Source organism: Pseudochrobactrum sp. B5, from assembly GCF_001939785.1.
In the GTDB taxonomy this organism is placed as follows: Bacteria; Pseudomonadota; Alphaproteobacteria; order Rhizobiales; family Rhizobiaceae; genus Pseudochrobactrum; species Pseudochrobactrum saccharolyticum.
This window is the reverse complement of record NZ_MOYL01000003.1, coordinates 337,981-357,874: the sequence shown is the minus strand read 5'-3', so window position 1 is coordinate 357,874 and position 19,894 is coordinate 337,981. Positions and strand designations below refer to the sequence as shown.

Genomic DNA, 19,894 nt, shown 5'->3' with positions numbered 1-19,894 from the left:
TTTTGAGCATCCGCACGGAGCGTACTTAATGTATGTGAGTACGGAAGCGGAGAAAATTGCCATTTGCAGCCAAGTCAGGCGGTTTTGGATCAGATACTAAGCCATTGCAAGCAGATGCAGAACACTCTACCTCTGAGATCAGAATTTTCTTATCAAGGTTGAACCCGCATCTCATGAGACTTGCCGCCACGCTTTACTGTCTTTGTACCGGACTATCAGCGCTGATCATGAGCACCGCTCACGGCCAGACACAGGCTGATAATTCTCCCCTGCAAATCGGTATTGTTGCACCGTTTGAGGGGCCCTATGCCACTCTGGCAAAACAGATCATGCTTGGTGCAGAAGCGGCTAAAATACAAAACCAATATCCCGTCAGTCTTGTCTATATGCAGGAATATTGTAAAGCGGATCAGGATGCCGCCACAGCCGAGAAACTCAGACAGGCAAAAGTCAAAGTCGTTATCGGCTATTTGTGCAGTGAATCGCTTGAAGGTGCGGCACCGGTACTGGCGCGCGACGGCATAGCCATTCTCAGCCTCGGCAGCCGCCAGCCAACAATTCTTGAGCAGGAAACCAGACAAAGTTTTGGCATTTTCCGGTTGCAGCCGGATCGCAAGCTCGCAACGGCAGTTCTCGCTGATAAGCTCGCCCCCCTCTGGCGCACCGCTCCTTTTGCTCTTATTGAAGACGGAACCGTTCAGGGTCGTGACTTTGCGCGCGATGCTCTGCTGGCTTTCAAATCCCGCGGCCTTGAACCGGCATTGACCGACACTTACCGTCCGGCACAAACCTCGCAAAATGCTTTAATCTCACGGCTGAAACGTGCTGGTATCAACCATATTCTGCTCGGCGGTGAAGGGGATGATGCTTCAGTCATTGCCCGCAGTGCAGCAGCTGCCAACTGGCCTTTGACAATAGCAGGCAGCGAAACCTTTCTGCGCATTGATCCGCAAAACCCGTTGCCAGCAGGACTGCTGATGAGTGCCATTCCTGAAGCCACTACACAGGCTTCGGCAGAAAGCGCAGTTAAAGCCATTACCGCTATGGCTGAAAAGCAACCGGATACGCAGGATATGAAGGCTGACGGTTATGCATTAACTGCCTATAGCGCCCTGCAAATTGCCGCACAGATCCTGACCGATCCGTCAGAAACGCAAAAAACCACTGCCGAGCTTTTATATGCAACCCGTTTTGAAACAGCCGGTGGCACCTTCAGCTTTACACCTGCAGGTTTGCGGCAGGAAAATCCCTACCGGCTGATGCGCTTTAACGGCAAGGATTTTGAACCGGTACAATAAAGTCAGAAATGGGAAAACCAAAATGGGGGGACAGAAAATGACAAAGCCGCTGAGCCACAGCCACAACACCACTGTTTCCGGCCTGCGAAATCTGATTACCGATGTGGCGGGGCTGCGGGTTGGCAATGCGCAGGACGAGCATATCAAAACCGGCGTCACAACTATTCTCTGCGACCGTGAAACCACTGCTGCGGTGCAAGTGCTCGGCGGCGCGCCCGGAGCGCGGGAAACCGATCTGCTGGAGCCGCATAATACCGTGCAAAGCGTGAATGCGATTGTGCTTTCCGGCGGTTCGGCATTCGGTCTCGATTCTGCCTCCGGCGTGCAGGCTTACTTGCGCGAGAGAAAAATCGGTTTTGAAGCGGCAGGGCATTATATTCCAATTGTCCCCTCTGCCATTCTCTTTGACATGCATAATGGCGGCAATAAAGACTGGGGACGTTACCCGCCCTATCGCGAGCTTGGCTATCTGGCAGCGGAAAATGCGGCAGAAGAATTTGAACTTGGCAGTTATGGTGCCGGTGCCGGTGCTCTGGTTGCCGGTTTCAAAGGCGGGCTTGGCTCTGCCTCTCACAGACTGCCGAATGGCATGACTATGGGCGCACTGGTTGCCGTCAATGCGGTCGGTTCTGTCACAGTCGGCGATACAAAGCACTTCTGGGCTGCACCATTTGAGCAGGATAATGAATTCGGCGGGATTGGTTACCCCTCACCGATGCCTGCAAATGCAACAGACCTGCGCATCAAATTCCGTGACAACGGCGCTGCACTGCCACCTGCAGCCAACACCACCATCGGTACCATTGCCACCGATGCGGTTTTAACTAAAGCGCAGGCCAAGCGTCTGGCAATTGCTGCTCATGACGGTTACTCCCGCGCGATCTGGCCTGCACATACACCTTTTGACGGTGATCTGATCTTTGCACTCGCCACCGGTGCCAGCGGCATTGAACCCTCGGTTGAAGATTTTATTGATCTTTGTGCCGCTGCGGCTTCAACCATGGCACGCGCTGTAGCACGCGGAGTTTATCATGCTGCACCGAGAGAAAATGACCTGTTCTCGTGCTGGAGCATGGCCGGAGAATAAATAAAAAGCGCGCCGGTCGGGGCGCGCTCTTTCTTTGTTGATTACCCCGCTTGAGGGAGTGTGCTTAATCTTCAACCTGTCCGCTGTTCTGGCGGCGCTCAAACAGTTCTTCCGGTGTAACATTCAGCTGCTCAACCACACGGGCAATCAATGCACTTTCCGCCGGATGAATTTCATTATCCGCTTTTGCAATGGTCAGCAGATGTCCGACAAGCGACTGACGGCGTTCCGGCACCATTTCGCTGAACAAAGCGGCGGCCTGTGTACTGGTCGTCTCATAGGAGAATGTTTTCAGATAATCTGCCACTTCAGGCAGTTCTTCCGGCTTGATATCAAAATCATGCTGCATGATGCGCAATAATGCATTCATTTCAGCCTGATTTTTCTGTCCGTCGGCAAAAACCAACCGCACCAGCAGCAGCAATTCGGAGACCAGAGCCGGATCCTCCGACAGGCGCTGCACAGCAGTCTTTTTGCTCAGATAAGCGCTGATACGCTCAAAAATCGTTTCACTCATCATCGTCCCCGAAAAACGCAAGTCTTTTAAGAAATGCAGTGTTGGCAAGACTGCGGCCAAATGACAAGCCCTGCCTAGCAACTCTTTAGAAATAAGACGAACTTAAATAAACAATTCCGTTATTGTTCTGTCCCATCTTGCACCTCTATCCGGCAGTCTTTATGAATTGCTCCCAACATAAAAGCCCGCCGCCTGCTTTGCCCCTCTCCGCAAGACCCGCTGCACAGTTCTGAACGGTTCCCCCATGTTCGCGTCTATGACCGCCTCCATTGATTCCCTGCTTTTGCTGCTCGCTCTCGCCGGTTTTATTGCCGGGTTTATTGATGCGATTGCAGGCGGCGGTGGGATGATTACCGTTCCGGCGCTGATGCTGGCCGGTATTCCCCCTGTTGAGGCACTGGGCACCAACAAGTTGCAATCGCTGTTCGGCTCATCTTCCGCAACCCTGTCCTATGCGCGCAAAGGCCATGTCAATATCAAAGAGCAATTGCCGCAAGCTTTAATGTCCGGTCTCGGTGCTGTGCTTGGTGCCCTGCTGGCCACTTATATTCCGGGTGATTTTCTCTATGGCTTGCTGCCAATTCTGTTGATCGCTATCGCCATTTACTTCGCATTGAAACCAAATGCAGGCGATGTCAGCCGCGTTCAGCGTATGAAGCCGTTTCTCTTCGGCGTAACCATCGTGCCGCTGATCGGTTTTTATGACGGCTTGTTTGGCCCCGGCACCGGCTCATTCTTCATGCTGTGCTTTGTGTCGCTGGCAGGCTATGGCCTGCTCAAAGCAACCGCCCACACAAAATTGCTCAACTTTGCCTCTAATTTCGGCAGCTTCCTGACCTTTTTGGCCTTCGGTGCGATTAACTGGAAAATCGGTCTGGTGATGGGTGTCGCCCAAATGTTCGGCGCAACAGCGGGTGCCCATCTGGCAATGCGCGTCGGCGCAGGTCTCATCAAGCCATTGCTGATTATCACCTGTATCCTGCTGACAATCCGCCTGCTGATGGAGCCAAGCAATCCGCTGCGTCTCTGGATCGGGTTTTAAACTTTTAAGGTCAGCAGAATAACACCACCTGCGATCATCACCACACCGGCCCAGTTTATCGCGGAGAGTTTTTCGCCGAGAAAAACCACGCCGAAAATTGCCACCATAATGATTGAGAGCTTGTCTACCGGCGCAACCCGCGCGGCATCCCCGATTTTAAGCGCACGAAAATAAGCGATCCATGACGCACCGGTTGCCAGTCCTGACAGAACCAGAAACAACCAGCTCTTTGCCGAAATATCGGATGTTTTCTGCCATTGCCCGCTGATTGTGAGAAACAGGCACAAGGCTGCGATAATCACCAATGTACGGATAAAGGTCGCAAAATCCGAATTAATTCCGGCAATACCCAGCTTGGCAAAAATTGCTGTCAGTGCCGCAAATGCAGCTGATACCAGCGCCCAGAATTGCCAGCTTTCCGTCATTGTCTGTTCCTTAACTTTGTCTTCTGCGTTTCTTGTAAATAATCTTCTGAGTTTTCAGATGCTACTAACAATAATGGTCACGCAGCCCATTATTTAATGTATTGCACAATAGAAATAATCTGCATCCCGAGAGAAAAACAATCAAAAAAATTGCATATTTACCACCCGTTAAACTCTTGATAACCGAACGGTAACGATGTGTGTTTAAAAGAGTGGATAAGAGATATTTATGTCTCCCGCTCCGGATCAGGTACTGCGTACCGGAGTTGTATTTTATCTGCCGCGTTGAGTGAGGCAGATAAGCCAAGCGTATTTTGGCAATCACCGCGCAAGCTTAAAAGCGATAGCGCGGTTTTTGCCGTATCTGCTCTCTATGCGCAGCCGCAGCCAAGCCTGCACCTGTATTTTCTCCGCTCTAAATTCTGAGAAATCTTCCCCGCCTGTTATGCCAGAGCGCGTTTTTTCGCGCCTGTAGCACAGACTGCTTACGCCCCCCAAAAATCTCTTTACTATCAAAGTGATACTTAAAATTACTCAAAGTATAATATCACTATTTTTATCTGATTTTACACCAAGCTAAATATTACCCACAAAATCTTCATGACAAAATAAGTCACATTTTTAAAACTGAAGCACTCCATTTCTCCTCTGTCACAAAACAACTGACAGCAGCAAAGTTTTTCACTCTTTAAATAGGAATGTCGCTAATTCGTTACAGATCGTCGTTGTGAAGCCGCACAGTTTGCTGCTTAGAATATTGCATATCATTATAAAAAATTAACTGTCTCCGGCACCGGTACCACCGGAAGACAGATAACAACCGGTACCACGGGGAATAGGAGAACACATATGAAGAGGCTCTTTGCTTCAACTATTCTGGCCGCCGGTCTTTTGACGGCTTCCGGTATGATGTCTGTGTCTGCACAAGCTGCCGAATGCGGTGAAGTCACCATTTCCAATATGAACTGGCAGTCCGCAGAACTGCTTTCCAATCTTGATAAAATCATTCTCACCGCAGGCTATGGCTGCAATGCGGAAATCGTTGTCGGCGATACAGTACCGACCATCACATCCATGGTAGAAAAAGGTCAGCCGGATATTGCTCCGGAAGGCTGGGTCGATTTGCTGCCCGATATTGTTAAAAAAGGTTTTGATGACGGCAAAATTATTGCCGTGTCCGAGTCCCTGCCCGATGGCGGTGAACAGGGCTGGTGGATTCCAAAATATATTGCCGACAAAAACCCTGACATTAAAACCTTTGACGATTTGCTGAAACATCCTGATCTGTTTCCCGATCCGGAAAATCCATCCAAGGGTGCTATTTATAATGGTGCACCGGGTTGGGGCGGCACGGTTGTTACCAGCCAGTTCTACAAGGCTTTTGAATTTGAAAAGGCCGGTTTCAACCTGATCGATACCGGATCCGCAGCAGGTCTGGACGGCGCTATCGCCAAAGCCAATGAGCGCAAAGAGCCGATTGCTGCCTTCTATTGGGCACCAACTGCCCTGCTCGGCAAATATGAAATGGTCATGCTGAAAACCGGCTATGACATTGATGAAGCCGAATGGAAACGCTGCAACACAGTGCTCGACTGCCCGGACCCGAAGAAAAACGGCTGGCCGAAAGATCGTGTGCAAACACTGGTCACCAAGAAATTCTCTGATCGTGCAGGCCCTGCCCTCGATTATCTGAAAAACCGGTCATGGTCGAATGAAACGCTGAATAAGCTGCTCGCATGGATGACCGACAATCAGGCAACCGGTGAACAGGCTGCCGTTCACTTCCTGAAAACACAGGAAGATATGTGGACGAAGTGGGTGCCGGCAGATGTTGCTGAGAAAGTGAAAGCTGCGATCTGATCCTTAGAGCATGTCGCGCTCAAATGAATTCATTTGAGCTACCGCGAACATGCGACAATGAAAAGAATCTAGAGCGAGCGCTATGATCCAATCTGGATGTAAACCGCTCTAGTCACTGATTTTTATCAGTGACAAAGCCTCTTCAAAAATTCCTGTCCGGCCTCATTATGCCGGACAGGGAGTGTTTAAGAAATTGAATGAGTTGCAAATCGGAGAACAGACGCTTCATGGACTGGCTGTACCGCTTTCCCAATCTCGACAATGCGACACTTACCAATCTCAAAAAAGCCATTGACGAGACATTCCGCAGCTTCACCCGTGCCTACGGGGATGCCATTGAGGGCTTTTTCAACCCGCTGCAATATTTTCTGATTCAAGCAGAACGCTTTATGACAGGCACACCTTGGCCGGTCATATTACTGCTCATTGCCGCAATCGCATGGTTCTCCAGCCGCAGCATCAAAATCACCATCGGCTCTGTCATCACTTTGTTTATCATCGGCTATCTCGGCATGTGGGATGATACGATGAAGACAATCTCGATGATTTTTGTCTGTACGGTTATCGCCATTCTCGTCGGCATCCCGACCGGCATTCTGATGGCCAAATCCAACCGCCTGCAAAGTGTCATCAGCCCTGTGCTGGATATTATGCAGACCATGCCAAGCTTTGTTTATCTCATTCCGGTAGTGATGCTGCTTGGTATCGGCCGCGTACCGGGGCTGATTGCCGTGGTTATCTACGCCATTCCGCCGATTATCCGCCTGACCAATCTCGGCATCCGGCAGGTTGACCGCGACGTGCTGGAGGCGGCAGATGCTTTCGGCTCATCCCCGTGGCAAAAGCTCAAAAATGTGCAGCTACCGCTGGCTTTGCCAACTATTATGGCGGGTATCAACCAGACAATCATGATGGCGCTGGCCATGGTGGTGATTGCCTCAATGATCGGCGTGCAGGGACTGGGACAGCCGGTGCTTAAAGCTATTTCCAACCAGTATTTCACTTTGGGTATTTTCAACGGCATGGCCATTGTCGGTATTGCCATTATTTTTGACCGCATCAGTCAGGCCTATGGCGCACGGTTGCAGAAACATCTGGAGATCACGCATGGCCAATAATCCGTCTGTATCGACGGCTGAGACACCTGCAGCCGGCATCTCCATCCGCAATCTCTACAAGATCTTCGGTCATGATCCGAAAGCCTATGTGCAGCTTGTCAGAGAAGGCATGACCAAAGCAGAACTGAATGACAAGCATGGTCATATTCTGGGGCTGCGCGACATTAATATTGATATGCCTGCGGGTTGTATTCAGGTGGTGATGGGCTTGTCCGGCTCCGGAAAATCCACCCTTATCCGCCATATTAACCGGCTGATTGACCCGACCAGCGGTGAACTTCTGGTCGGTGATGAAGATGTGGTCACCATGACGCCTGCGCAATTGCGCGCATTCCGGCGGCACAAAACCGCGATGGTGTTTCAGAAATTTGCCCTGTTGCCTCATCGCACAGTTTTGGAAAACACCGTCTACGGACTGGAGATACAAGGGGTGCCGCGTGCCAGACAGTTGGAGGAAGCCCATCGCTGGATTGAACGCGTCGGCCTGAAAGGCTTTGAGGAAAAATATCCGAACCAGCTTTCCGGCGGTATGCAGCAGCGCGTGGGACTTGCCCGAGCGCTGACCAATGATGCACCGATCCTGCTCATGGATGAGGCCTTTTCCGCGCTTGATCCGCTGATCCGCGTGGATATGCAATCTGTGCTGCTCGATCTGCAAAAAGAGATCAAAAAGACCATTGTATTTATCACGCATGATCTGGATGAGGCTTTGCGGCTGGGTGACCGGATTGCCATTTTGCGCGATGGTGAAATTATTCAGCAAGGCACAGGTCAGGATATCGTGCTTCATCCGGCAGATGCTTATATTGAAAGCTTTGTGCAGGAGGTCAATCGCGGGCGGGTTATCCGTGTGGATACGATTATGACGCCCCCGCAAGGTGCAGACACCAATCTGCCGGTAATCCGTTTTGATACGCTGCTGGAAGAGGCAATGCGCAAGCTCGTGGATGAAAAAACTGAACAGGTCAATGTGTGCTGCGAAAAAGGCATCATCATCGGCCAGGCATCTGTCAGTTCGGTTATGGCTGCGATGATACGCCGTTAAACTTTAGAGGCTTAACTAGAGCGGTTTACGTCCAGATTGGATCATAGCGCTTGCGTCTCAATTCTTTATTTGGTCGCATTATCACCGGCGTCAAGTTGATCCAGCTTGACTGTGAAATGCTCTAGCAAAAGCCTGCATTGATCCCTCAATGCAGGCTTTTAAAGTATTTTGTGTGCTTATTTACTCAATGGTCTGCTGAACAGCACGGCCGGTGTCTTTCACGTCCTTACCGACACCACGCACCGTATTGGCACAAGCGGCCAGCGACAGCGCACAGATAACAATAACAAGCGGGGCGAATACAGAAGTTTTCATCAAGATATCTCCCAAATCATGAACCAAAACCTGATCGCCTGTCAGTTACGGGGCGTTTTCCCAAAGAATAACCTTAGAAAACCGCATCACTCCTGACAGAAAACGAACAGTTTCATGACAAGGAACGCGGAACGCCCCTTTCTGGTTGCATCACTAAAACATAATTCAGGAAATAATTGAGCGCCTTACCGGCTGTGCCTTGCACAATATCAAGAGACGCAAACAATATAGCGTTCGCGACATAATTTCATTTTACACCAATTCTAAGATTACAAAAAATTTGCGTCTGCACGCCATTTTTCGATACAAAATTACCATTTCGCGACAGGCATTTGGCCGCACTTCCCTAAGACCAAAGAATATGTCTCAATACCGATATCCTGATTGCGCCGTCTGTGTGGGACAGAAAACCGGCCTGTCAGAGATCAAACTATACAAAGCGGTTCAGACAAAACAGAGAGTGTTTTACGGGAAAAGCACCTTAAAGGATAAACCCGGCTCTTCTCTGGCCCGATCTGATCTGCACAAATTAATAATTGAGCATCTTGTTTTACGACATGACAGCTCTGAAAATGCGGGAACATGGCCATGAATGATAAAGCACGGCTTAAGCGGTCTATTGTCTTTTTTCTGGTGCCGAATTTTTCTATGATTGCTTTTGCTACGGCGATTGAGCCATTGCGCATTGCCAATCGTATGCTCGGTTTTGAAGCCTATCGCTGGCGGCTGGCCTCCGCAGACGGTAAACCTGTCATGGCATCCAGCGATATTGAAATTGCTGCAAACACATCGCTGGATGATGAACGCCGCAACCTGATCGGCGAGAACCGCCCCAGCATGGTATTTGTCTGTTCAGGCGTCCATGTAGAGAATTATCAGAATAAATCTGCACTGGCATGGCTCCGTGAATCCTATAATCGCGGCATTTCCGTTGGCGGACTGTGCACCGGCGCTCATATTCTGGCATCGGCAGGACTGCTCTCCGGCAAACGCTGCGCCATCCACTGGGAAAATCTGCCCGGCTTTTCTGAAACCTTTCCGAAGGCTGAGGTCTATGCGGATCTGTTTGAAATCGACAGCAATCTCTACACTTGCGCAGGCGGCACCGCGGCACTGGATATGATGCTGAAACTGATCGGCGATGATTTTGATGAAAATCTGGTCAACAGCATTTGCGAACAGGCACTGACAGATCGCGTACGCAAACCGCATGACCGCCAGCGCCTGCCACTGCGTGCCCGCCTCGGCGTACAGAATTCCAAGGTGCTCTCAATCATTGAGATGATGGAAGGCTGCCTCACAGAACCTCTGTCACTGCTGGATGTTGCCGGTAATGTCGGCTTGTCCCGCCGCCAGATTGAACGCCTGTTCCGTCAGGAAATGGGGCGTTCCCCTGCCCGCTATTATCTGGAAATCCGTCTTGACCGCGCCCGCCATCTGCTGATCCAGTCTTCTATGCCGGTGGTTGAAGTGGCTGTTGCCTGCGGCTTTGTCTCCGCCTCGCATTTCTCAAAATGCTATCGCGAACTTTACGGCCGTTCACCACAGCAGGAACGCGCCGACAGAAAACAGCTGATTGCTGCTTAAGAACACTGCAAAGGCCGGTTTTACCGGCCTTTTTATTTTGCGCTCAATCCATAAAAAATCACCGGCATCTCAAAGGAAATGCCGGTGATTTTGTCTTTGCAATGACGGAGAGTTTTAAGCTCTCAGGCGTTCATTTTCAGGATCAAACGGCGATTCCGGTACGATCGTCGCCTTGTAGTTTTTGCCGAGAATATTGATTTCCAGTTCCGTCCCGATTGCAGCATGTTCCGGCTTTACCATTGCCAGTGCAATGCTCTTATTGAGACGCCATGCAAAGCCGCCATTGGTGGCGCGGCCAACCAGCTTGCCGTCTTTGTAAATCGCCTCGGAACCACGGGCATCGGCATCCTCAACACCGTGGATTTCCAGCGTTACAAAATTCCAGCGCAGACCTTTTTCGCGGGCAGCCACAGCTGCATCACGGCCGATAAACTCGCCTTTATTCGGATGAACAAAGCGATCCAGACCGGATTCAAAAGCATTATATTCCACCGACATTTCGCGCGGGATCAGACGATAGGATTTTTCAATCCCCATCGACAGCATGGCGCGGATACCAAACGGCTTGATACCGAATTCAGCACCGGCTTCCATCACCAGATCATAGATCGTGTTCTGCTGTTCAATCGGATGATGCAGTTCCCATCCCAGCTCGCCAACAAAGTTGACGCGCAATGCATGGGCGGTTGCAGTGCCGACACTGATTTCCTTACCTGTCAGCCAAGGGAAGTCTTCATTGGACAGGCTGGTGCGGGTCAGTTTCTGCAAGACTTTTCGGCTATTCGGCCCAGCCAGAACCAGCACACCATATTTCTGGGTGATCGGACGCAGAATAACCGAACCGTCTTTCGGTGCCAGCTTATAGAGATAATCATGATCGATATTCTCATAGGCACCGGCGGACACCAGATAGAAGCTGTTTGGTTTCCACTCATAGACGGTGAATTCGCTCTGCACGCCACCCTGCGGTGTCAGCATATGGCTCAGTGCCACGCGGCCTTGTTTCTTCGGCACACGATTGGCGAGAATGCTTTCCAGCCACTGGCGCGCGCCGGAACCGGTCACTTCCATCTTGGCGAAAGGTGACATATCCAGCAGGCCGACATTGTTGGTGACATTCTTCACTTCATTGCCGACATGTTCGAAATAATTCGAGCGGCGGAACGACCAGAGTTCCTGAACTTTGCCATTGGCATCCGGCTCCGGATGATTATGGTTCAGCAGCACATCCGGCTTATCCAGCGATGCAACATCAATGCCATAGCCCTCCGGTGCAAACCAGTTGGCACGCTCCCAGCCATAGACGGAACCGAACACACCGCCCAAAGCCTTTTGGCGGTCATAGGACGGCGAGCGCTTCAGCGGACGCGCAGCCGTGCGTTCCTCATCAGGATAATGCACAGTGAAAACATCAGCATAGGCTTCTTCCGCTTTTTCTTTAAGATAGCCTTCAGTCACATAAGGGCCGAAACGGCGCGGATCGACGCCCATCATATCAATGGATGGTTCGCCCTCGACAATCCATTCGGCCAGCTGCCAGCCGGCACCACCCGCAGCAGTCACACCAAAGGAATGGCCTTCATTGAGCCAGAAATTCTGCAACCCCGGTGCAGGACCGATAATCGGATTACCATCCGGCGTATAGGCAATCGCACCATTATAAACTTTCTTGATCCCCACCTCGCCAAAGGCAGGAACACGCGCAATTGCGGTTTCAATATATGGCATCAGGCGTTCGAGATCTTCCTGAAACAGCTCATATTCGCTCTCGTCGGACGGGCCGTCCCGATAGCAGACCGGCGCGCCGATTTCATAAGGCCCGAGCAACAACCCGCCATTTTCCTCACGCATATACCATGAGCTGTCACTCTCGCGCAGCACGCCCATTTCCGGCAGGCCTTTCGATTTGCGTTCCATGATTGCCGGATGCGGCTCGGTGACAATATATTGATGCTCGACCGGCACAACCGGTACAGTCAGGCCGACCATCTTGCCGGTTTTCGCAGCGAAACTGCCGGAAGCGGACACAACGTGATCAGCGGTAATATCGCCCTTGTCGGTCTTCACCAACCATTTACCGTCCGGCAATTGTTCAATACCGGTCACGGTGGTGTAACGATAAATCGTAGCACCCATATCGCGGGCACCTTTCGCCAGCGCCTGTGTGAGATCGGCAGGCTGGATATAACCGTCATCCGGATGCTGGATCGCACCGAGAATACCGTCCGTTTCCGCCAGCGGCCAGACTTCTTTGACCTGTTCCGGCGTCAGAATATTCACCGGCACGCCAATGGTCTTTGCCACACCGGCATAATACATATATTCGTCCCAGCGGTCTTTGGTGCGCGCTAAGCGAATATTGGTGCACTTACTGAAACCGACATTCAGACCGGTCTCTTTTTCCAGTTCCTGATAGAATTTGACGGAATATTTGTGAATCTGCCCGACCGAATAGCTCAGATTAAACAGAGGCAAAAGCCCCGCCGCATGCCATGTCGAGCCGGAGGTCAGTTCTTTGCGCTCGATCAGCACAGAATCTGCCCAGCCTTTCTTCGCCAGATGATAGAGCGTTGACACGCCTACCACACCGCCACCAATAACCACCGCACGGGCATGGGTCTTCATGAAACTTCATCCTCTGAACCGGCAATGCCGCGTCTTGTTCTGAAGCGGTCCGGCACTGCAACATTCTGATACAGCCTGTTATTTCAGCCCCTTTATCCGGTGCGGTCATAACGTGGCAGGGCGCAAATCTCCCACCTTGAGGCGCACCATTCTTCCGGTGTTTCAAAGCAGATTGCGCTTACTATGCTGTCAGTTCAGTGACTTGTAAGGTCTGTTTGCGACACAGCCGAAAAGCGCCGCGACGCGACCTCTCCGCAGTGTAAATTCACCCGCGCAGGCAATGTCAAAACAAGGATTGCTGCTTTAAGCATAAGAAAAAGCCGCAACGGTTGTGACCATTGCGGCTTTAAAAAAATCAGTCGCTTTGAAGCGGTTATTTATGCGTACCGCCGCCATTGAGAATTGTGATGGCCTCATTGCCCGTCAGCGCCTCGCGGTCGCCGTTCGGAAAGGTCACAAAACAGCCGCTCGGGCAGATTGATACTGTTTCACCGGGCTGCACTGTCACCTGCTGCTTGGAAGAACCTTCCGTCACCACAAGCGTCTGTGCTGTGCTGTCGCTGTTCAGGACGGATGCTGCCAAAGCAGATGCTGATCCGGCCAGAATGCCTGCAATCATAACAAGGCTGCCAAATCCGGTTTTTTTCATATTCACCATAGCACTCCTCAAACTCTGAACTTCACTGCGGTTTCAATCTCTGTGTCAGTCACATTTTAGTCTGCACCGCATCATTTCATGGCCTTATTTATAATCATTGCCGATGAACCGCAACTGAATGAGAAGTTAATTAAAGCTTAATCCAGACAAGAATCGAACAACTTTCTGGCATTTCCTTCATGACCAGCTCTAAGCGACCTCTTCTGAATTTACATGCGGCTCAGGCAAAGGAATCGGAGACGGCAAAGGCATCACACTGATCCCTTCTGCTGCAAACCGCTCAACAATCGTGAATTGCAATTCATTGCGTACACCGAGAGCGCTGGTAATATCAGCCAGAAAAATACGGATCTCGAAGCGCATCATCATATTGCTGCTGACCAGCTCGGTCATATTAATCAAGAACACCATCGGCTCCGGATTTTTCAGAACCAGCGGCGTTTCTTTGGCAATTTCAAACAGCATTGCCTGAATTCGGCGCACATCGGTACGATACCCGATCAGAAGCTGCATATCGGAACGACCAAGTTTGTTACGATGTGTCCAGTTGCCGACATTGTCATTAATCAGCGTCGAGTTCGGCACAATAATCGTCTCGCGCTGGAAGGTTTCCACTTCCGTTGCACGCACGCTGATCTTTTTCACAAAACCGCTGACAGTGCCTGTCTGCACCCAGTCGCCGACCTTCAGCGGCCGTTCAGCCAGCAGGATCAGACCCGAAACAAAGTTCGAGACAATATTCTGCAAACCGAAACCGATACCAAGCGAAAGACCACCGGCGACCAGCGCAAGACTGGAGAGATTGATACCGGCAGCAGAAATACCAAGCAGCCCCGATAAAGCCAGACCGACATAGCCGACCACGGTTTTGATGGAATTGCGCACACCCGGATCAATACGCCCGCGTGCCATGACACTGCCGTCCAGCCAGTTCTGGAACAACCGTGTCAGGAAATAGCCCATAATGAACAGCACAATACCGGTCAGAATGCTCAGCAGCGAAATCGAGAAATTGCCGATCTGGAAACCGGTCATAATCCGCACGAAACTCGTGCTCATTTCCGACCACTGGAAGCCGAACTGCATCAGAACCAGCGGCACACCAATCAGCAGGACGATAAGATTAATGACGATACCCGCCAGCAGCCCCAGCTGATCCAGCGTGGCCTCATTGGCATTAAACTTGTCCCGCAACTTCCGTCCGAGACTGGTATTGGCAAAGGCTTTCTCATGGGTAATGGCGCGGGCTGTCAGAAAACCGAGATACATGGTGACGATAAATGCACCTGTCACCACAATCTGCTGCGCCACAAAACGGGCAAGACCGATATAACCAAAAATCGCAGCGCAAATTGGTACCAGTCCCAGCACGATCAGAATGATCTTGGTGAGTTTCGGCCATTCGCGCAATTCACCGGTTCTCGGATTTTGAATTGGTTTCAGGAAGGCAATCGCCAGCAGCAGAGCACCAACCATTGCTGTGCCGATCACACTTTTCGCCACGGTCAGAGACAAGGGCGAGGACATCACGCCATTCAGAATTTCCAGAAAATATTCAATACTCTGCGTAATTGCAGCGGCTGTCAGCAACCAGATCAGGATTTGCGCGGGCTTCGGTGCAATCGGCAACAGACGCCAGTTCGGCATATCGGGACTAAGCACGCCCCGTGCCAGCCGGTAAATAAACAGCACCACACAGAAAAGAGAAAATAAGGCAGCCAGCAACTGCGCCACATCAGGCCGCAGCAGATCGAAACGCTGGAACAACACATAGACCAGCCCCAGAAACACGACAATCGCCACGGACGGAATGACTGTTGACCAGAAGGCAACGGACAAGCGGCTGAGATAGCTCGGCCTGTCCTCCAGCGGATCGCGCTCATAAAGATCGGCGAGCCAGCGCCTTGCACTTAAGTGAATAAGCAATGCCGGAATAACAGAAATCGCCAAAACACCAAGCAATGTCCACAGGCGCGGATAGAGCGTGAAATCCCACCATGATTTCAGCAGATAATAGAATGTCTTGGTTTCATAACCGGCCGCATTGATAACCTCGGTCACCAGCGCCGTGTTAATATCAACGCGCTGAGACAGGGTCTGCGTAAACAGGTCACGGCGCATGGAGCCGATTTTCTCAATCAGCTGATTGGCCTGTACCGATGCATCTTCGGTAAAGCCGAGAACCGTATTGATCTCGGCCTTTTCTGCTGTCAGCCGCTCCCGCTCAGTCGCAACAATTTCGGATTCAGCAGGCTTACCTTCCGCAGGCGGAGGCCCCATCTGGTCAAGGCGGGAATTGATTTCGCTCAGACGCGGGCGAAATGCGAGACCGGCATCGAGAAGCTTTTTGGAAATTCCCTCAAGCTTGACCTTAATATTGGCCAGCGTTTCATCATTGCTTTTGGATTTATCGAGAGTTTTGCCGATTTCATCAATCTGGACGCGCAAGTCCTCGACAATCGTCTTTTGCTGCGCTGCCAGATTTTGCGACACGGATTGCGCCTGAGCCATATCCCAGCCGTTTCCGGTCACGCTCCCTGCAGCAATGCCCGATATCAGCAATACAAAGCACAATAAAAACCTTAAGGAGATTGCTGATAGGAGTTTCAAAATCTGTCTCTCAATAAACTGCTGCTTCCGATTCATATTATTGACTTTTCCGGGGCTTTTTCAGAGCCGTCAATCCACAAATAACAGCATAGAAATAAATGGGCGCAAACGCTGCTTTCTTATGCACAATATAGGCGCAAATAAGATTAAGGCCACAGCTTCATGTCACAGAGAAATTGTTTATCTTCTCGTGCAGGTCGTCAGCAGACATAGCTGTTTTTTGTCGGTAAAATGCAACAAAGCCGTGTCATGTCAGCTATTTTCCTTGTGATTAAGATGCTGAATGGTTAATGAGATGAAACAGTATTTTTGCATAAGCCGGAGACCTTCTGCAAATTTACGCAAGTCAGACATGATTTTCGCAAATCAGGACAAAAGCGAGCCGGAACAATTTTCAGATCCAGACTTTGCAGCGCGATAACGGGGAAAGCACGACAGGAACAGCACAGGCTGTCTCTTCGCACTGTGCTTTATTCTTTCGGCCTGCTGTGGTTTCTGTCCGGACTGCTGGCTCTGCAATCGGCATTAATTACTGCCGGTGATCAAAACACAATCAGCTATCAGACTGCAGCACTGGTGCAGGATCGCCAAAGCGTTCAGACCACTGATCCTTCAGGGCGCGCACCGAACAGCACGCTGACAGCGCCGGTTCGGGCAATCCTTACCCCTGCGCTATATTTCAGCAGCAAGGCTCTGCCTTTCAGTGCTGACGGCACTTTCATTGTGCCTGCATTATTTGCCCTTCTGGCAGCTTTCATTTCCGCATCCGTTCTGCGCATTCAGCATAACCCGCAGACAGATGCCCGCCGGAGCGCTATCCGCGCCCGCGCACCGCCTGCTTTCTTCCAAATTTAAATTCTGCTTTCCGGCAGTTCTTTTAAAATAAGCCCTATTGGACTTTATTTGTCTGACAGGTCTTATGATTTCCATCTGCATTACGGCACGGTCTGTCTGAATATAGCCATTCCTGCCGCAAACAATCGGACCGGATTACTCTCATGCGTACACCCAAATGGGCTGTATATCTTTACAGTCTCATCATTCTGGCGGGCATATTCATTGCCCTGCCGAACGTTTTTACCAAGCAACAGCTGGAAAATATGCCCGGCTGGTTCCCGAAAAATCAGGTTACACTCGGGCTTGATCTTCGCGGCGGTTCCTATCTCGTCCTTGAAGTGGATGCTGCCGGTCTGAAAAAAGACCGTCTGCGTACATTGCTGGATGATGCACGCAGCAAGCTGCGCTCAGAACGCATTCAGCCACAGTCCATTCGTGTGGCCGGCGATGCGGTTCTGGTCAATATTGCCGATACTGCGCAGCGTGACCGTGCGGTAACAGCACTGAAAACCCTGATTAATCCTGTATCGTCCAGCGGTTTCGGCACACCGATCAATGATATTGATGTGACAACGCCAGGCGAACAGATCCGTCTGTCGCTGACAGAAGCCGGTTTCAACTACCGTCTCGACAGCGCCCTCACCCAGAGCCTTGAAATCATCCGTCAGCGTGTGGATCAGGTCGGTGTTTCCGAACCGTCCATCCAGCGCGTTGGCAGTGACCGTATCGTGGTTCAGTTGCCGGGTCTGCAGGATCCGACACAGCTGCGTCAGCTGCTGGGTTCAACGGCTAAAATGGCCTTCCATATGGTTGCGGATGCAGATCCGAACAGCCCGCCGCCTCCGGGCGTCACGATTATGGAAGATTCCAAAAATCCGGACATTAAATATCCGATCGAAGATCAGGTCGCACTCAGCGGCGAACGCCTGACCGATGCGCGCGCCGGTTTTGACCAGCGCTCAAACGAGCCGATTGTTTCGTTCCGCTTTGACAGTCAGGGTGCCCGTCAGTTCGCTGAAATCACCACAAAGAACGTGAACCGTCCTTTCGCTATCGTTCTTGATGACAAGGTTCTGTCTGCACCGACAATCCGTGAGCCGATCACCGGTGGCTCCGGCCAGATCAGCGGTCAGTTCACTGTTGAAGATACCGTGGTTCTGTCCGCCCTGCTGCGTGCCGGTGCATTGCCTGCGCCGCTGACAGTTATTGAAGAACGTACCGTTGGTCCGGATCTCGGCGGCGATGCCATTAAAATGGGTGTCTATACCGGTATTCTCGGCTTTATTCTGGTCGCCGCATTCATCGTCATGCTCTACGGTTTCTGGGGTATGATCGCGAATTTCGCGCTGCTTCTGAATATTGTTCTGACCTTTGCGGCACTGACCCTGATTGGGGCAACGCTGACCCTGCCCGGTATTGCCGGTGTTATCCTCAGTATTGGTATTGCTGTGGATGCGAATATTCTTATTAACGAGCGTATTCGGGAAGAAACCAAAAAAGGCATGGGCGCTATGGCTGCGCTCGATAAAGGCTTCAACTCCGCTTATTCAACCATTGTTGACGCCAACGTCACCTCGGTGATTGCAACCGTTCTGCTGTTCATGTTCGGTACCGGCCCTGTTCGCGGCTTCGCTATCACCATGATGCTCGGTATCGCTATTTCCATGTTCACGGCTGTTTCGGTCGTTCGCATCATCATGGCATGGTCTGTCCGCCGCCGTAAGCTGAAGGTTCTGCAGATTGAACCTTGGGTTCGTGTTGCACCGGAAAACACCAATTACCAGTTCATGAAAGCCCGTTATTTCGGGATTCTGGTATCTGTGGTTCTGTCGGTCGCCTCGCTGTTCCTGTTCTTCAAACCAGGTCTGAATTACGGTCTCGACTTTACCGGCGGTATTCAGGTTGAAATCACCACATCCCAACCGGCTGATCTGGGACAATTGCGTTCCTCGCTCGGCGGACTTGGTCTGGGTGAAGTCGCATTGCAGAATGCCGGCAGCCCAGAAAATGTTCTGATCCGCGTTCAGCGTCAGGATGGTGGTGAAGAAGCGCAGACCGTTGCGGTTAACAAGGTTCGTGAAGCTGTTCAGTCGATCGACAAGGATGTGAAGATCGAGCGTACAGAAGTCGTGGGTCCAAAGGTCAGCGGCGAGCTTGCACGTTCCGGCTTTATCGCTCTGGTACTGGCTGCCGGTGCGATGCTGATCTATCTCTGGTGGCGGTTTGAATGGTATTTCGCCGTGGGTGCGATTGCCACGCTGGTTCTTGATACCACCAAGCTGGTCGGTTTCTTCGTCATCACCCAGCTCGACTTCAACCTTACAGCGATTGCGGCCGTGCTGACACTGGTCGGTTACTCGGTCAATGATAAGGTGGTGGTCTATGACCGTATGCGTGAAAATATGCGTATGTATAAGGCCAAGCCGCTGCGTGAAATCATTGATCTGAGTATCAATCAGGTTTTCGCCCGTTGTATCTATACCTCGCTTTGTACCTTCCTTGCTGTTCTTCCGATGGCAATCTGGGGCGGCAGCGCGGTTGAGAACTTCGCAATCCCGATGCTGTTTGGTGTGTTCATTGCAACCACATCGTCGATCTTCATTGCAGCACCGATCCTGATGCTGCTCGGCACCTGGTGGGAGCGTACCCATAAGCGCGGCCTCGGCGAGACAGACGACGCAGTCGCAGCCAAATAATCCGGCTTCAAACAATCGCGCGGCATTTTTGCCGCGCGATACTCCACGCTTCTTCTCTCCATTTTTCCTATTGCCCTTTTTCTGAACCTGCATAATTCCGCCGATATTGCAGTTGAGACAAACGGCAAAAGACGCTTATCGCAAGGCGATGAGATGCTGCGCATCACGCCTTGG

At 51.3% G+C, this 19,894-nt stretch carries 15 protein-coding genes; 9 read left to right on the top strand and 6 right to left on the bottom strand.

Going from position 1 to position 19,894, the window contains the following annotated elements; genetic code table 11:
• Positions 1-227 precede the first annotated feature (227 nt).
• Complete coding sequence (locus BKD14_RS12055) at positions 228-1,298, top strand: ABC transporter substrate-binding protein (RefSeq protein ID WP_075656277.1); 1,071 nt, start codon at positions 228-230, stop codon at positions 1,296-1,298.
• Between the two features lie 37 nt (positions 1,299-1,335).
• Positions 1,336-2,385, top strand: coding sequence for a P1 family peptidase (locus BKD14_RS12050; protein ID WP_075656275.1), 1,050 nt, complete (start codon positions 1,336-1,338; stop codon positions 2,383-2,385).
• Between the two features lie 64 nt (positions 2,386-2,449).
• Here BKD14_RS12050 and BKD14_RS12045 read toward each other — a convergent pair whose 3' ends face one another.
• Positions 2,450-2,902 carry a TerB family tellurite resistance protein gene (locus tag BKD14_RS12045; RefSeq protein ID WP_075656273.1) on the bottom strand — a complete coding sequence of 151 codons (453 nt, stop codon included), beginning with the start codon at positions 2,900-2,902 and terminating at the stop codon, positions 2,450-2,452.
• A 256-nt stretch (positions 2,903-3,158) separates the two neighbouring features.
• Between BKD14_RS12045 and BKD14_RS12040 the strand changes: the two genes are divergently transcribed.
• A complete protein-coding gene (locus tag BKD14_RS12040) occupies positions 3,159-3,944 on the top strand; it encodes a TSUP family transporter (RefSeq protein ID WP_075656427.1) in 786 nt (261 codons plus the stop codon).
• Here BKD14_RS12040 and BKD14_RS12035 read toward each other — a convergent pair.
• Positions 3,941-4,369: an EamA family transporter gene (locus BKD14_RS12035; RefSeq protein ID WP_022709845.1), complete on the bottom strand. Its 429-nt coding sequence runs from the start codon at positions 4,367-4,369 to the stop codon at positions 3,941-3,943. The two genes, BKD14_RS12040 and BKD14_RS12035, sit on opposite strands and share 4 nt — an antisense overlap.
• Positions 4,370-5,218: 849 nt before the next feature.
• On the opposite strand from BKD14_RS12035, the gene BKD14_RS12030 reads away from it, so the two are divergent.
• The 3 genes from BKD14_RS12030 (at position 5,219) to BKD14_RS12020 (ending at position 8,392) form a co-directional block, all read left to right on the top strand.
• Positions 5,219-6,229: an ABC transporter substrate-binding protein gene (locus BKD14_RS12030; RefSeq protein ID WP_022709846.1), complete on the top strand. Its 1,011-nt coding sequence runs from the start codon at positions 5,219-5,221 to the stop codon at positions 6,227-6,229.
• Between the two features lie 227 nt (positions 6,230-6,456).
• Positions 6,457-7,347, top strand: a complete 891-nt coding sequence (locus BKD14_RS12025; protein ID WP_075656271.1) for a proline/glycine betaine ABC transporter permease — start codon at positions 6,457-6,459, stop codon at positions 7,345-7,347.
• The gene (locus BKD14_RS12020) at positions 7,337-8,392 is read left to right on the top strand and encodes a glycine betaine/L-proline ABC transporter ATP-binding protein (RefSeq protein ID WP_075656269.1); all 1,056 of its coding nucleotides are present in this window, start codon (positions 7,337-7,339) and stop codon (positions 8,390-8,392) included. Before BKD14_RS12025 ends, BKD14_RS12020 begins: the two co-directional genes overlap by 11 nt.
• Before the next feature lie 180 nt (positions 8,393-8,572).
• On the opposite strand, the gene BKD14_RS12015 is transcribed toward BKD14_RS12020, so the two are convergent.
• Positions 8,573-8,707, bottom strand: a complete 135-nt coding sequence (locus tag BKD14_RS12015) for an entericidin A/B family lipoprotein (RefSeq protein ID WP_075656425.1) — start codon at positions 8,705-8,707, stop codon at positions 8,573-8,575.
• A gap of 588 nt (positions 8,708-9,295) precedes the next feature.
• On the opposite strand from BKD14_RS12015, the gene BKD14_RS12010 reads away from it, so the two are divergent.
• On the top strand, positions 9,296-10,294 hold the full coding sequence (locus BKD14_RS12010) for a GlxA family transcriptional regulator (protein ID WP_022709850.1): 999 nt from the start codon (positions 9,296-9,298) through the stop codon (positions 10,292-10,294).
• 114 nt (positions 10,295-10,408) lie between these two features.
• Here the strand turns inward: BKD14_RS12010 and BKD14_RS12005 are convergent, their stop codons facing one another.
• From BKD14_RS12005 to BKD14_RS11995, 3 genes are all read right to left on the bottom strand, one after another.
• The gene (locus BKD14_RS12005) at positions 10,409-12,919 is read right to left on the bottom strand and encodes an FAD-dependent oxidoreductase (protein WP_075656267.1); all 2,511 of its coding nucleotides are present in this window, start codon (positions 12,917-12,919) and stop codon (positions 10,409-10,411) included.
• Between the two features lie 373 nt (positions 12,920-13,292).
• Positions 13,293-13,538, bottom strand: a complete 246-nt coding sequence (locus BKD14_RS12000) for a hypothetical protein (protein WP_225688483.1) — start codon at positions 13,536-13,538, stop codon at positions 13,293-13,295.
• A gap of 228 nt (positions 13,539-13,766) precedes the next feature.
• Complete coding sequence (locus BKD14_RS11995; protein WP_170265286.1) at positions 13,767-16,109, bottom strand: mechanosensitive ion channel domain-containing protein; 2,343 nt, start codon at positions 16,107-16,109, stop codon at positions 13,767-13,769.
• Positions 16,110-16,652: 543 nt separating this feature from the next.
• On the opposite strand from BKD14_RS11995, the gene BKD14_RS11990 reads away from it, so the two are divergent.
• Positions 16,653-17,042, top strand: a complete 390-nt coding sequence (locus tag BKD14_RS11990; RefSeq protein WP_075656263.1) for a hypothetical protein — start codon at positions 16,653-16,655, stop codon at positions 17,040-17,042.
• A 143-nt stretch (positions 17,043-17,185) separates the two neighbouring features.
• On the top strand, positions 17,186-19,720 hold the full coding sequence (gene secD / locus BKD14_RS11985) for a protein translocase subunit SecD (protein WP_075656261.1): 2,535 nt from the start codon (positions 17,186-17,188) through the stop codon (positions 19,718-19,720).
• The last annotated feature ends 174 nt before the right edge of the window (positions 19,721-19,894 follow it).

Bases quoted from the DNA above. Each gene is read 5' to 3' on its own strand.
- BKD14_RS12055 (WP_075656277.1), top strand. From the start codon at position 228: ATGAGCACCGCTCACGGCCAGACACAGGCTGATAATTCTCCCCTGCAA.
- BKD14_RS12050 (WP_075656275.1), top strand. From the start codon at position 1,336: ATGACAAAGCCGCTGAGCCACAGCCACAACACCACTGTTTCCGGCCTG.
- BKD14_RS12045 (WP_075656273.1), bottom strand. From the start codon at position 2,902: ATGAGTGAAACGATTTTTGAGCGTATCAGCGCTTATCTGAGCAAAAAG.
- BKD14_RS12040 (WP_075656427.1), top strand. From the start codon at position 3,159: ATGACCGCCTCCATTGATTCCCTGCTTTTGCTGCTCGCTCTCGCCGGT.
- BKD14_RS12035 (WP_022709845.1), bottom strand. From the start codon at position 4,369: ATGACGGAAAGCTGGCAATTCTGGGCGCTGGTATCAGCTGCATTTGCG.
- BKD14_RS12030 (WP_022709846.1), top strand. From the start codon at position 5,219: ATGAAGAGGCTCTTTGCTTCAACTATTCTGGCCGCCGGTCTTTTGACG.
- BKD14_RS12025 (WP_075656271.1), top strand. From the start codon at position 6,457: ATGGACTGGCTGTACCGCTTTCCCAATCTCGACAATGCGACACTTACC.
- BKD14_RS12020 (WP_075656269.1), top strand. From the start codon at position 7,337: ATGGCCAATAATCCGTCTGTATCGACGGCTGAGACACCTGCAGCCGGC.
- BKD14_RS12015 (WP_075656425.1), bottom strand. From the start codon at position 8,707: ATGAAAACTTCTGTATTCGCCCCGCTTGTTATTGTTATCTGTGCGCTG.
- BKD14_RS12010 (WP_022709850.1), top strand. From the start codon at position 9,296: ATGAATGATAAAGCACGGCTTAAGCGGTCTATTGTCTTTTTTCTGGTG.
- BKD14_RS12005 (WP_075656267.1), bottom strand. From the start codon at position 12,919: ATGAAGACCCATGCCCGTGCGGTGGTTATTGGTGGCGGTGTGGTAGGC.
- BKD14_RS12000 (WP_225688483.1), bottom strand. From the start codon at position 13,538: ATGATTGCAGGCATTCTGGCCGGATCAGCATCTGCTTTGGCAGCATCC.
- secD (WP_075656261.1), top strand. From the start codon at position 17,186: ATGCGTACACCCAAATGGGCTGTATATCTTTACAGTCTCATCATTCTG.